Here is a 13,425-nt window from a genome sequence, read left to right on the forward strand (position 1 = left end):
CGGGAGCCGCCCCACCGGCCTCCGACTCCCCCCACCCGGGGGCCGCCCCACCGGCCCCCGGAGCTCCCCCCCCCACGGGGCCACCCGTGGGGGCCCAGCCCCACCGAGGCCCCACAGACCCACCCCCCACACCTGCCACCCCCCATGGGCGGGGTGCGGCGGCTCCACCCCCGGCCGCCGCACCCCGCCCGCAGGTCTGTTCCGGGACGGAACCGTCGGAGAACCGCCGGTGGCGACCGACGCCCAACCACACGAACCGCAACGGGTGGGAACCGTGCCCCTGTTGAATGGGCCTGGGACGTAAGACGTACGCAGGGCGTGGCTGGAGGCGGAAGACCATGGCAGGAACCCGACGGCGCGGGGGCGCGGGGCGTGGCAGACCCACCCTGGAGGAGGTCGCCGCCCGCGCGGGAGTCGGTCGGGGCACCGTCTCACGGGTGATCAACGGCTCGCCCAGGGTCAGTGACCGGACCCGCGCCGCCGTCGAACAGGCGGTGGCCGAGCTCGGATACGTCCCCAACCGGGTCGCTCGGGCGCTCGCCGCGGGCAGCGCGGACGCCGTCGCGCTGGTCATCCCCGAGCCGGAGACCCGGCTCTTCGCCGAGCCGTACTTCTCCGACATCATCCGCGGTGTCGGCGCCGAGCTGGCAGAGGCCGACCTCCAGTTGCTGCTCACCCTGGTGCGCACCCCCAAGGAACGTCAGCGGTTCGCGGACTACCTGGCCGGCAACCGCGTCGACGGCGTGCTGGTGGTCTCCGTGCACGTCGACGACCCGCTCCCCGACCTGCTGGAGCGGATCGAGATGCCGGCCGTCCTCAGCGGTCGCCGCTCGGCGCGCGAGACGGTCGCCTATGTGGACGCCGACAACACCGGCGGCGCCGGCGCGGCCGTCGCCCACCTGGCGGCGCGCGGTCGGCGCACCATAGCCACCATCACCGGGCCGTCCGACATGTACGCGGCCTCCTGCCGTCTGGACGGCTACCGCGCGGCGCTGGACGCCGCGGACCTCCCGTTCGATCCGCGGCTCGTGGGGTCCGCGGACTTCACCGAGGAGGGCGGTCGCCGCGCCATGCGCGCGCTCTTGGACCGCTGCCCGGCGTTGGACGCGGTCTTCGCCGCCTCCGACGTGATGGCCGCGGGCGCCCGGCAGGTGCTGCGCGAGGCGGGACGCCGGGTCCCCGACGACGTCGCCCTCGTCGGCTTCGACGACTCCGCCGTGGCCCGGCACATGGACCCGCCGCTGACCAGCGTCCGCCAGCCCACGGAGGAGATGGGCCGGGCGATGGTGCGGGTGCTGCTGGAGCAGATCGACGAACAGCGGGGGAGGGGCCGCCGCACGGCGGGGCGGGTCCGGGAGCGGACGCGGCTGGTGCTGCCGACGGAGCTGGTCTGTCGGGCGTCGTCGTAGCCGCCCGTTCGAACGCTCGCTGGACCGGCCGGTGCCCGGCGGCGGCGTGCGGCGGCCGGCGGTCCGCGGTGCTCGGCACCGCGCTGCGCCGTCGCCGTGTCGGCGCGGCGTCGGCGCGGCGTCGGTACGTCGTCAGTCCGCTGTCGGGGCGCTGTCGGCGCGCTTCTCCAGGCTCGGGGAAGACGGAACGACCTCGGGCTGAACAGGAGTCTCCCATGCGCACGATGAACGTCCTGATCTCCGGCGCCAGCGTCGGCGGACCCGCCCTCGCCTACTGGCTGCGCCGGTACGGGATCGGGGTGACGGTGGTGGAGCGTGCCCCCGGGCTGCGTCCCGGCGGGCAGGCGATCGACGTCCGAGGCCCGGCGCTGGGGGTCGTCGAACGGATGGGCGTGCTGGACCGGATACGGGCCCGGTGCACGGACCTGCGCGGGATGTCGGTCGTCGACGACGACGGTGTGGAGCTGTTCCGCACTACCGAACGGACCATGAGCGGCGGTGAGATCGACAGCCCCGATGTGGAGATCCTGCGGGACGACCTGGCCGAGATCCTCTTCGAGGCGTCCCGCGGCGAGGGCGTGGAGTACCTCTTCGGCGACTCCGTCGCGGAGCTGGAGCAGGACGCCGACGGGGTGCGGGTGCGCTTCCAGAGCGGCGCGCGGCGCACCTTCGACCTGGTCGTCGGCGCCGACGGAGTGCACTCCGGCACCCGCCGGATGGTCTTCGGCACGGACGAGGAGTGCTACCGCCACCTGGGGAGCTACCTCGGCGTGTGGACGGTCCCCAACCACCTCGGACTGGACCGCTGGCAGGTCGTCTACCGCACGCGCGGGAACGTGTGGGGCGGCATGGCGATGAGCGTCCGCGACAACAAGGAGGTCCGCGTCTATGTGGGCATCGACGCGGACGTGCCGCCCGCGGAGTTCCTGCCCCGCTCCGTCGAGGAACAGAAGCGTCTGGTGGTCCGCGCGCACGCGGACGCGCGCTGGGAGATGCCGCGGCTGTTGGAGGGCGTGTGGGACGCCCCGGACTTCCACTTCGACTCGGTGTCCCAGATCCACCTGGACTCCTGGTCCCGCGGCCGGGTGGTGCTCCTGGGCGACGCCGGCTACTGCGGCTCGCCCGCCTCCGGCCAGGGCACCACCATGGCGCTGATCGGCGCCTACGTCCTGGCCGGTGAGCTCGCCGCCGCCGGCGGGGACCATCGCGCCGCCTTCCTCGGATATGAGCGTGCGCTACGCGAGTATGTGACCGCCAGTCAGGAGATCGCGCACATCGGCATGGCCCGACTGCGCACCGAACTGGAGGCCGACCTGGGTGACCCGGAGGCGGCGGCCCGGCTCGCCGAGGACCCCGCGGACGCCTTCAAGAAGATCGGTGCGATCCGCTTCCGGGACTACGCGACCCCGACGGGCCTGCTGTAGCCGGGAACAGTAATGGGTGCTAACGCTTAACGCCCCTATACTGCGCCTCATGACCTCGCCGATGATCAAGCGCGCGACCGTCCGCGACGCGGAGCGCCTCACCGACCTGATGCACGCCTCCCGCGCCTACGCGGGCGCCTATGCCGCGATGCTCGCCGGCTACCGGATCACGGCCGACTACATCGCCGCGCACCCGGTCCACCTGGCGGAGTCCCCCGACGGGAAGCTCCTGGGCTTCTACGCCCTGCTGCTGGAGCAGGCGGAGCTGGACCTGCTGTTCGTGGCCGACGCCGCGCAGGGGACCGGTCTGGGCCGGCTGCTGGTGGAGCACATGTTGGAGCGGGCACGGGAGCATGGGCTGGAGCGGGTACGGGTGGTCTCCCACCCGCCTGCCGAGCCCTTCTACCGCCGGGTGGGCGCCCGCCGGACCGGCACGGTGCCGGCGTCTCCGCCGAAGGTCACCTGGGACCGCCCGGAACTCTCCTTCACCACGGCCACCACGGCCACCGTGGCCGCCACGGCCGAGAGCTCCCGCGGCGCGGCCGACGCGGACGGGCGCGGCTAGCCGCACGGCGAGGGCGGGCAGCCCCGCGCCGAGGCGGTCGGCCGGCGGGGTGGCTCAGGAGTCGGTGGCGAGCACGCGGGCGTAGATCCTGGCTCCTGAGTGGCAGTGGACGGTGAGCCCGTGGTGGCCGGGGCGGGGATTCGCCCGCCCCGACCACTGCTCGATGCCGCTGATCTCCCGGCTGCCGCCGGAGGCCAGCAGGGCGGCGAACCACGCCTCCGCCTCGATGGGCCCGAGCCGTGCCCCCACCTCGGGCACGGGCACCGGCGCCATCGGCTCGCCCTCCACCGGTGCCTCCGTCTCGCCGTAGTCGTCGCCGGGCGAGGACTCCGCGATGAACTGCCACCGCGTCTCGCCCCCGGCGTGGGTGATCGCGAGGCCGAAGGGATGCTTGTCGTCGCCGGCCTCCCTCAGACTGCTGACGCCGCTGACGCCGGCGGCGTTCTTGGCCAGGTCGAGAGCGTGTTCTTCGAACCGAGAGGGCCGCATGCGCGGCAGCCTAGGAAGGATCACGCGCGCCCACCGGTCCATGTCCCCCGGAGGGGTTGATCTCCCTGAGAGGTCTGACAGACATGGCTGCGGAGTGCTACCGACAGCCGGGCTGACGGGCGTTCAGCCACCCGTGCCGAGCACCGCCCGCACCACCGGACCCGCCGTGTCCCCGCCGTGGCCGCTGGCGGGCACGCGGGCCGCCGCGGCCATATCGCCGCGGTACGCGGTGAACCACGCGTCCGGACGGCCCTGCCCGTCGACCTCGGCCGACCCGGTCTTGGCGCCGATGTCACCGCGCAGGCCGGTCATGGCCCGTGCCCCGGTGCCACTGGTCGCGGTGAGCCGCATCATGGACTTGAGCTGCCGCGCCACCGCGGGGGTCAGGGCGCGCTCGGCGGTCGCCACCTCGCGGTGGTCCAGCGACGGCGCGACGAGGTACGGCTGCCGGAAGCGGCCCGACTGGGCGGTGGCGGCCACCGACGCCATGGTCAACGCGTTCATCTGCACCCGCCCCTGGCCGATCATGGCGGCGGCCTTCTCATCCCCTCCCTCCGTGGGAACCTTCCCCTCGCTGCTGGACACCCCGATGTTCCACACCGGTCCGATGCCGAACACCTCGCGGGCCTCCGCCGCCAGCGCGTCGTCGGATATCTCGTCGGCCAACGAGACGAAGGCGGTGTTGCAGGAGGCGGCGAAGTCCTCCGCGAAGGTGGCGTCGAGCTGCTCGCCGCTCTCCAGGTTGTGGAAGCTCTTGCCCTGTCGGTAGGCGGCGTACTTCGGGCAGGGCAGCGACTTCTCCGCCGTGACCTTGCCCTGCTCCAGCAGGGTGGCGGCAGTGACGATCTTGAAGGTGGAGCCGGGAGCGGTCTGGCCCTGGAGCGCGGTGTTGAACTCCGTACGGGCCGAGTTGGCGATCGCGAGGATCTCGCCGGTGCTGGGCTTGACGGCCACGACCGAGGCGTCCTCGTGCCGCGCCACCTGCGCCTCGGCGGCCCGCTGTGCCTTCGCGTCCACCGTGGTGCGCAGCGTGCCCGGCTTGCCCGCGCGGAGGATGTGCAGCACCTGCGACGGGCTGCCGTTCACCTGGATCGCGATCGCCGGGCTGCCGCCCGACTCCGTCGCATACCGCTTCCGCAGCGAGGCCAACACCGGTGACAGCGAGGGGAAGTCCTTCTCGTCCAGCGCCTTCCCGTGCCGGTCCAGCACCTTGATCGATGACGGCAGTGCCGCCTCGCCCGTCATCAGGGTGTCCCCGCTCGTCTTCAGCTTCGGGTGCAGCACCGAGGTCTTCCAGGAGACCAGCGGTCGCCCACTGGTCTCCCCCCGCACCACGTCCAGCGACGACTCGTAGGTCCAGGTGGAGCGCTTCTCTCCGGTGTCGATGTGGGCGGCGACGGTGAACGGCACCTCGGTCCCGTCGGCCTCGCCCTGGGTGAGCTTCACCTTGGTGACGTGCGTGCCCTCGCGGTAGCGGGTCAGCGCGCCGAGCGCCGCCACCGCGTCGTTGGTGAAACCCGCGGCCCGCTGGTCGTTTCCGTTCTGCCAGGCCGTGAGGAAGTCGGATGCCGCCTTGGTCACTTGAGCGTCACTCAGGGGACCGTCGGGTCTCTCGGTGCCCGAACTTCCGCCGGCCATGGCGTCGTAGATGTTGTAGACGCCGACTCCCGCCACTCCCACCACCCCGGCGACGACCCCGCCGAGCACGATTCTCCCCACTGTGCGCATGGCCCCGTGGCCCCCCGTGTATCCGTCGACCGCCGGGTTGGCGGCCGGTACAGCCGACGATCGTAATCGGCATGAGGGGCAAATCATGCCGGATCCCGCAGATGTGTTCGAGTCAACGCGGTGGACCGCTACCGGCGCGCGCGCTCCGCGGCGTACCGGTTCGTCAGCAGTCCCCGGGCCAGGCCCGATTGGAGCGCGACCAGCGCGCGGATGACCGGTATCGCCGAGGCGGCCATCAGCACCCCGATGCCGGTGTTGAACGCGATGTCGGCCACTCGGGAGTCCACGCCGAACATCAGGTCCAGCAGCGACTGGTCGTCCCCGTCACGGGGTACCGCCCACGACCAGGTGACGTACAGCAGCTCGCCGGCCGCGCCCACGGTCCACGTCAGCGCGAGGCAGAAGCCCACCACCCGCGCCGGGAACGCCACCACCATGTGCAGCAGGTCCCGCCATGACTGCGGATCCCCCAGCGCCCGCACCAGGCCGCCGAGCCCGGAGCCGCCCCGCTCCCGGTAGTGGTGCGGCGGCAGCGCCCGCCCCGTCACGCTCTCCACCCGCCGACGCTCCACCCGGGCGAACCCCCGCGCCGCCCGCAACAGCCCCACCAACACCGGCAGCCCCAGCCAGACCACGAGCGTGCCCAACCCGAACGAGAACCCCGTCACCGCCACGACGAACGCGGCTATGCCCAGCGGCAGTCCGGTCAGCAGATATCCCAGCTCACGCCCGAACCGCCTGGCCTGCCCGGCGCGGAGGCCGGCGGAGACGGTGGAGGTGGGGGAGGCGGTGCCGTGCGACACCCTGTGCGGCGAGGTCATCTCGGTCATGGATCCACTCTCGCCACTCCGTCGCCCCCTGCCCAACCGGCCTGCCCGCCTTCTCGGGGTGGTGCTAGCACCACCCCCGGGCGGCTTCTGACCCCCGGGAGGATTCCCGTGGCGCCTCACGCGGTGATCCCCGGGCGGCTTCCCGTGGTGGCCCGCGGCGGTTCCCGTGCGATCCCCGGGCGGCGCCCACTCCCCGTGGGCGATCGCGTTCGGGCGGTCTCACGCGTCAGGGACGACCCCGCGGTGTCACCGCGACTCCGAGTGAGCCGCTACGAGTCATCCGCTCCGGGTCAGGCACTCCCAGCCAGGCGTGCCAGGCGTGCCAGGCGTGTCAGGCACCTCAGCCGCTCCGGGCGCGGAGGGGGCGGCCGGGACTCGGTACGTCGTCCCGCCCGGGAGAAGGCGCCCGGGAAAGGCCGAGGCCCGATGCGCCTGCGCGCATCGGGCCTCGATCCCTCAGGGTGAGTAACGGGACTCGAACCCGCGACATCCTGGACCACAACCAGGTGCTCTACCAGCTGAGCTATACCCACCATGACCGGCGGTTTTCCGCTTTTCCGTACCGGCCGAGAAAAAGTGTACAGGGTCCGGAGGTGTGCTCGCTCCCGGCTTTCGGGTGTGCCGGGAGCGAGCTACGTCACTCCTGCCGCAGGGGGCGCCCGCGAGGTCGTCGAAAGACCCCGCGGACGTCCCGCTGGCTACGGCTGCGGCTGCGGCGTGGGGACCACGTGCTTGGCCGCGATGGCCTTGGCCGTCTCGGAGTCCGGGCCGGGCTGCGGCACGAAGACCGCCTCCCGGTAGTAGCGGAGTTCGGCGATGGACTCGCGGATGTCGGCGAGGGCGCGGTGGTTGCCGTTCTTCTCCGGGCTGTTGAAGTACGCCCGCGGGTACCAGCGCCGGGCGAGCTCCTTGACGGAGGAGACGTCGACGATCCGGTAGTGCAGATACACCTCCAGCTCCGGCATGTCGCGGCCGAGGAAGCCGCGGTCGGTGCCGACGGAGTTTCCGCACAGCGGGGCCTTGCCGGCCTCCGGGACGTGCTCGCGGATGTAGGCCAGGACCTGGCGCTGGGCGTCTTCCAGCGTGGTCCCGCCCTCCAGCTCCGCGAGCAGCCCGGAGGCGGTGTGCATCTCGCGCACCACCTCCGGCATGGTCGTCAGAGCCTTGGCCGGCGGGCGGATCACGATGTCCACGCCGTCGCCCAGGATGTTCAGCTCGGAGTCGGTGACCAGGGCGGCCACCTCGATGAGCGCGTCGTCGGCCAGCGAGAGCCCGGTCATCTCGCAGTCGATCCACACCATGCGATCGTTCATACGTCTCACCCTACGGGGCGTTCCCGCTGACCCGGCAGGGTCGGACGGCCCGGAAGCCGCCCGCCGGCCTGTTCGGGCAGGCGAGGAGCGTACTCGTCCGACTCCGGCTTGCCCGGCTCACCGCCGAGGCCGCCGGCTGCCAGGCCGGTGGGCACCCGGCCGCCGTGGCCCGTATGCCCCGGGTGGCCGGCATGGTTCCCCAGTGCCCCGCCGCCCACGGCCCCGGACGGGCCCGGCGGGGGATAGCCGCCGTGGCCGCCGTGGACCGCCGCACCATGGGCTCCGGCCCCGTGGCCGCCGTGACCGCCGTGCGACCCGCCGTGCCCGGCGTGCGCCACCGAGGCCGCCGCCCTGCGCAGCGCTCCCGCCGGCTCGGCGCCGCGCTCGACCGCCTCGGCCCGGTCCAGCCGGTCCAGGCGGTCGCGCTCCGGACGCTCGGGGCGTTCGGAGCGCTCGGAGGCGCCGCCCTGGGGCCGGCGGGCGCGGTACGCGGCCCGGTAGGCGGCCGGGGAGGACCCCAGCTGCCGCCGGAAGTGCCCGCGCAGCGCGACCGGGGACCGGAAGCCGCAACGCCCGGCGACCTCGTCGACGGAGTAGTCGGAGGTCTCCAGGAGTCGCTGGGCCTGGAGCACCCGCTGGGTGATCAACCACTGGAGTGGAGCGCTCCCAGTGAGCGAACGGAACCGGCGGTCGAAGGTCCGGCGGCTCATATAGGCGCGGGCGGCCAGCGCCTCGACATCGAACTGTTCGTGCAGATGTTCGAGTGCCCAGGCGACGACCTCGGCCAGCGGGTCCGCGCCGATCTCTTCTGGTAAAGACCTGTCGAGGTAGCGCTCCTGGCCTCCGCTGCGTCGCGGCGGCACGACCAGGCGGCGGGCCAGCGCCCCGGCCGCGTCGGCCCCGTGGTCGGTGCGCACGACATGGAGGCACAGATCGATCCCGGCGGCGGTGCCCGCCGAGGTCAGTACGTCGCCGTCGTCCACGAACAGCTCGCGTGGGTCCACGTGGACGGACGGGTAACGCTTGGCCAGTGTCGGCGCGTACATCCAGTGTGTGGTGGCCGGCCTGCCGTCGAGCAGACCTGCCGCCGCCAACACGAAGGCCCCCGTGCACAGGCCGACGATGCGGGCGCCCTCCTCATGGGCGCGGCGCAGCGCGTCCAGCGCGGCGGTGGGCGGTGGTTGGGTGATGGAGCGCCACGCGGGTACGACGACGGTGCCGGCCCTGGAGAGTGCCTCCAGGCCGTACGGAGCGGTCAGTTCCAGTCCGCCGGTCGTTCGCAATGGCACATCTTCGCCCGCGCACACGAGCAATCGGTATCGAGGGACACCGGCGTCCTGCCGGTCGATACCGAAGACGGAGAGCGGGATGGAGCTCTCGAATATAGGGCCGCCGCTGAAGAGCAGCACCGCGACGATTTCGCGTCGGCGGCGTCCGGAGAGCTTACGCGAGGTCTCCGGTACGGTTGTGGAGTCCTGGCTCATGGAACTAAGCCCCCCTCGGTGGTCGCGTCCTCTCGGTCCTGCACTGTTCCCCTCGGTCCTGAACGGTTCCCCCGCCGGTCATCGCCAAGATCGAATCTACTGCGTCGCGTGTGCTCGGCGTGACCAGTTCACCACTCGACACTATGTCGACATGACAACTTGGCGCGAAGCATTCGATCACGAAGCGTTGCACTCGTAGCGCTCGCTGGGAAGTGCGCCTATGGCCCACGCCCACTCCCCGTAGGGGGCCCGAACCGCCGATACCCCTTTCCTTGCAGGTCGGAAGGGGGTTGAGCGTGCCGTTTGCCGTGGAAAGAAGTGCGGCGTGAAGTTGGCTGAAAAGAATCGGGTGCAGGCGCGCGATGGACTCATTCCACCGGCGTACGCGCACTCCTCACCTGGGCGTCGGACCGTGCCCTCATGCGCCCGCGCCCGTGCCGCGCGAGGTGGAGCGCCGGTCGCTCCGCGACCCCCCGGGCGGCATGAGGCACCGCGGCGCGCTCGGAGTGCCGCAGCAGCGCGCGGCATCCGGCGGCGGTCGCCACGAGCGCCATCGCGATCCCCGCCGCGCCACCGAACGAGGCCCCGCAGGCGAGGAGGAGTACGGGGGCCAACGCGCAGCTGAAGGCGGTCCAGCGCAGCGCCGACGCCCCCTCGCCGACCGCCGTCGCCCGGCCGTGTGCCACCCCGGCCGGCCTTCGCGCGGCGCACTCCCCGATGCCCCGTCGCCCGCATCGGGCCGCGCCCGTACGGCCCGGCGCCGGTTCCGCCGCGGCGCGGACCGGGGGCTCGACGACGACCTGGCGACTGCTGCCGGACACGGGCTGCTCCTCGCGGGCGGCGGATGGCGGCGGGTGACGACGAATGTGCCGCGGCCGGGAACTGGGCGGCACGGAAGTGCGACTAGTAGGCAGGTACTACGCAACGGTTCACGGCTACTACAACGCCCGGCCCGGCGCCTGGTCACGTGTCGGCGGCCGCGTGGCGTACGCCCGGGGACCACTTGGGGCATTGCGCTACGAGCCGCCCTCCGGCATGCTCCGGGGAACGCCTCGGGGCGCCCCCGCGCGGGGGCGGCCTCTGGGCAGGCGAGGAGTGGCGCCGTACCCTTGGGGGTATGGGCTTGGAAAGATGAATCCCGGACGGATTTCGTTCGTTCGATTATCGCCCCGGGGGCGGCCCGTCCGGCCCCGAGCGACGCCCCGAGCCGACAGAGCCTCCAGTCCCACGACAACTCCAACCAGAGCCCACCGCCGATCCCTCCGCACGAGGACATCCTTCGCCGAGACACCGATGGCCGGTCACGAATTCTCCGATCCCGCGGACCGCAAGCGGGTCGCCGATCACCACGAGGCGCACCCCGAAGCGGCGGAAGAATCACGTCATTCCTGCGACCCGGCGTTCCAGCACGGCGTCGTGGTGGGATTCGACGGTTCCATGTCCAGCGAGCGAGCGCTCGCCTACGCCATCGGCATGGCTCGGCGCTCCGGCTCCGGGCTGATCATCGTCCATGTGGCGAACCGGTTGCCGACGACGGTCTGGGCGGGCTGTGAGCCGCCGGTCTTCGTGGACGTCCCCGACCATCGCACCGAGGTGCTCGGCCTCGAACTGGCCTGCGCGGACCACCTCTCCGAGGTGCCCTGGATCCTGGTCGAGCGGGGCGGCGACATCTGTCACGAACTGGAGGAGGTCGGCCGGGAGTACGCGGCCGACGCGATCGTGGTCGGCTCCACGCACGGTCTGGTCGGACGCATCTTCGGCTCCGTGGCGGGGCGGTTGGCCCGCCGCGCGCAACGCCCGGTCGTCGTCATCCCGTAGCCGCCGTCATCCCGCGGCCGTCCTCATCGGGCGCCGTCTTCATCAGCCGTCCTCAGCAGACGTCCTCATCAGGCGGCGTCCGTTGGAACCGTCGTCGGTGGTCGGCGCCCATCGCCCTCATCCGCCGTCCGCCCTCCGTCATCCGCCGTCCGCCGGACAAAGCGGCCCTCATCGCCGTGCGGGATCGCGCGGGTGCCCTCGCGCGTAGCCGCCGGGGCGCCGGTCGGGAAGCCGGTTGTTGCGTCAATTTCCTTGCGCGCCGGGCCACATGGTGCGGGTTGCGCCACCGCCCAGCCCGTCAATCTACCCATGCGTAGGCGTGGATTGTGCGTTTGTGATGGGTACACACCGACCAGGGTCAAGCACGCGCCGCCGCCCGGGAGGTGACGGTTCCCGGCGTGGTGGCGCGCCGCCGGCGTGAAGGGCGACGCCGGCCAAGGGGAGGCGGTTCCCCGCGTGCGTGGTGGCACACGCGGGGAACCGCCTGAACATCCGGAGTCAAGCCCCGGAGGGGCGGACTACTCCACCGTGACGGACTTCGCCAGGTTGCGCGGCTTGTCGATGTCCCGGCCGAGGGCCAGCGCCGTGTGGTAGGCGAGGATCTGGAGCGGAATGCCCATCAGGATCGGGTCGAGCTCGACCTCGTTCTTGGGCACCACGATGGTGTGGTCCGCCTTCTCCTGCTCCTGGTGGGCGACCGCGAGTATCCGGCCGCTGCGGGCCTTGATCTCCTCCATCGCCGCGCGGTTCTTCTCCAGCAGGTCGTCGTTGGGGACGATCGCGACCGTCGGCATGGCCGGCTCGATCAGCGCCAGCGGACCGTGCTTCAGCTCGGAGGCCGGGTACGCCTCGGCGTGGATGTAGCTGATCTCCTTCAGCTTCAGGGACGCCTCCAGCGCCACCGGGTAGCCGCGCACCCGGCCGATGAACATCATCGACTTTGCGTTCGCGTACTCCTCGGCGAGCTTCTTGATCTCCGGCTCCAGGTCCAGGATCTCCCGGATCTGCTCCGGCAGCTTGCGCAGACCCTCGATGAGGCGCTTGCCGTCGGAGACCGACAGGTCGCGGATGCGGCCCAGGTGCAGGGCGAGCAGCCCGAAGGCGACGACCGTGTTGGTGAAGCACTTGGTGGAGACGACGCAGACCTCCGGGCCGGCGTGGACGTACACGCCGCCGTCGGTCTCGCGGGCGATCGCCGAGCCGACGACGTTGACCACGCCCAGCACCCGCGCGCCCTTGCGCTTCAGCTCCTGCACGGCGGCCAGCACGTCATAGGTCTCACCGGACTGGGAGACGGCGACGTAGAGGGTGTCGGGGTCCACGACCGGGTTGCGGTAGCGGAACTCCGAGGCCGGCTCGGCGTCGGCGGGGATGCGGGCCAGCTCCTCGATCATCTGGGCGCCGATGAGGCCCGCGTGGTACGAGGTGCCGCAGCCGAGGATCTTCACCCGGCGCACCGCGCGCGCCTCGCGCGCGTCGAGGTTGAGGCCGCCCAGGCGGACGGTGGAGAAGCGGTCGTCGATGCGGCCGCGCAGCACGCGGTCGACCGCGTCCGGCTGCTCGGAGATCTCCTTGTGCATGTACGTGTCGTGGCCGCCCATGTCGTACGACTCGGCCTCCCACTCCACGGTGGTCGGCGAGGCGGTGGTGCGGGTGCCCTCGGTGGTGTACGTGCGGAAGTCGTCGGCCTTGAGCGTGGCCATCTCGCCGTCGTCGAGGGTGACGACCTGGCGGGTGTGGGTGACCAGCGCGGCGACGTCGGAGGCGACGAACATCTCCTTCTCGCCGATGCCCAGCACCACCGGGGAGCCGTTGCGGGCGACGACGATGCGGTCGGCGAAGTCGGAGTGCAGCACGGCGATGCCGTAGGTGCCCTCGATCAGGCGCAGCGCCTGGCGGACCCGCTCCTCCAGGGTCTCCGCCTCGGAGCGGGCGATGAGGTGGGTGAGCACCTCGGTGTCGGTCTCGGAGGCGAACTCCACGCCCTCGGCGACCAGCTTGGCGCGCAGCTCGTCGGCGTTGTCGATGATGCCGTTGTGGACGAGGGCGAGCTTGCCCTCGGGGTCCATGTGCGGGTGGGCGTTCTCGTCGCTGGGGGCGCCGTGGGTGGCCCAGCGGGTGTGGGCGATGCCGGTGGTGCCGGCGAAGCGCTTGGGGACGCGCGCCTCCAGGTCGCGGACTCGACCCTTGGCCTTGACCATCTTCAGGGAGGCCGGGGTCTTGCCGGACGGCTTCCCGGTGATCACGATGCCGGCCGAGTCGTAGCCCCGGTACTCCAGGCGCTGCAGGCCCTCCAGGAGCAGCGGTGCGACATCGCGCTTACCGATGTATCCGACAATTCCGCACATAAAGATTCCCCTCCGGT

11 protein-coding genes and 1 tRNA gene are annotated in these 13,425 nt (G+C 72.1%); 4 read left to right on the forward strand and 8 right to left on the reverse strand.

The window, feature by feature from the left end; genetic code table 11:
• Positions 1-338: 338 nt before the first annotated feature.
• From CD790_RS13195 to CD790_RS13205, 3 genes are all read left to right on the forward strand, one after another.
• A complete protein-coding gene (locus tag CD790_RS13195) occupies positions 339-1,409 on the forward strand; it encodes a LacI family DNA-binding transcriptional regulator (RefSeq protein WP_144383410.1) in 1,071 nt (356 codons plus the stop codon).
• A gap of 215 nt (positions 1,410-1,624) precedes the next feature.
• Positions 1,625-2,833, forward strand: a complete 1,209-nt coding sequence (locus CD790_RS13200) for an FAD-dependent monooxygenase (protein WP_260867546.1) — start codon at positions 1,625-1,627, stop codon at positions 2,831-2,833.
• Between the two features lie 49 nt (positions 2,834-2,882).
• Positions 2,883-3,398, forward strand: coding sequence for a GNAT family N-acetyltransferase (locus CD790_RS13205; RefSeq protein WP_260867547.1), 516 nt, complete (start codon positions 2,883-2,885; stop codon positions 3,396-3,398).
• A gap of 54 nt (positions 3,399-3,452) precedes the next feature.
• Here the strand turns inward: CD790_RS13205 and CD790_RS13210 are convergent, their stop codons facing one another.
• The 7 genes from CD790_RS13210 to CD790_RS13240 all read right to left on the reverse strand — a co-directional run bounded on the left by CD790_RS13210 (position 3,453) and on the right by CD790_RS13240 (position 10,063).
• Positions 3,453-3,887, reverse strand: a complete 435-nt coding sequence (locus tag CD790_RS13210) for a hypothetical protein (protein WP_144383411.1) — start codon at positions 3,885-3,887, stop codon at positions 3,453-3,455.
• A gap of 123 nt (positions 3,888-4,010) precedes the next feature.
• Entirely contained in the window at positions 4,011-5,615 is a 1,605-nt protein-coding gene (locus CD790_RS13215) for a penicillin-binding transpeptidase domain-containing protein (protein ID WP_144383412.1), read from the reverse strand.
• Positions 5,616-5,743: 128 nt separating this feature from the next.
• On the reverse strand, positions 5,744-6,445 hold the full coding sequence (locus CD790_RS13220; protein WP_260867548.1) for a sensor domain-containing protein: 702 nt from the start codon (positions 6,443-6,445) through the stop codon (positions 5,744-5,746).
• A gap of 460 nt (positions 6,446-6,905) precedes the next feature.
• A tRNA-His gene (locus tag CD790_RS13225) sits at positions 6,906-6,978 on the reverse strand.
• 165 nt (positions 6,979-7,143) lie between these two features.
• Positions 7,144-7,758, reverse strand: a complete 615-nt coding sequence (gene orn / locus CD790_RS13230) for an oligoribonuclease (protein ID WP_144383413.1) — start codon at positions 7,756-7,758, stop codon at positions 7,144-7,146.
• 5 nt (positions 7,759-7,763) lie between these two features.
• Positions 7,764-9,242: a helix-turn-helix domain-containing protein gene (locus CD790_RS13235; RefSeq protein ID WP_144383414.1), complete on the reverse strand. Its 1,479-nt coding sequence runs from the start codon at positions 9,240-9,242 to the stop codon at positions 7,764-7,766.
• A 368-nt stretch (positions 9,243-9,610) separates the two neighbouring features.
• Entirely contained in the window at positions 9,611-10,063 is a 453-nt protein-coding gene (locus CD790_RS13240; protein WP_144383415.1) for a hypothetical protein, read from the reverse strand.
• Positions 10,064-10,535: 472 nt separating this feature from the next.
• On the opposite strand from CD790_RS13240, the gene CD790_RS13245 reads away from it, so the two are divergent.
• Complete coding sequence (locus CD790_RS13245; RefSeq protein ID WP_144383416.1) at positions 10,536-11,060, forward strand: universal stress protein; 525 nt, start codon at positions 10,536-10,538, stop codon at positions 11,058-11,060.
• A gap of 518 nt (positions 11,061-11,578) precedes the next feature.
• On the opposite strand, the gene glmS is transcribed toward CD790_RS13245, so the two are convergent.
• Positions 11,579-13,408, reverse strand: coding sequence for a glutamine--fructose-6-phosphate transaminase (isomerizing) (glmS, locus tag CD790_RS13250; protein WP_144383417.1), 1,830 nt, complete (start codon positions 13,406-13,408; stop codon positions 11,579-11,581).
• Between the last annotated feature and the right edge of the window lie 17 nt (positions 13,409-13,425).

It is taken from the genome of Streptomyces sp. SAJ15 (genome assembly GCF_007595705.1).
Taxonomy (GTDB): Bacteria; Actinomycetota; Actinomycetes; order Streptomycetales; family Streptomycetaceae; genus Streptomyces.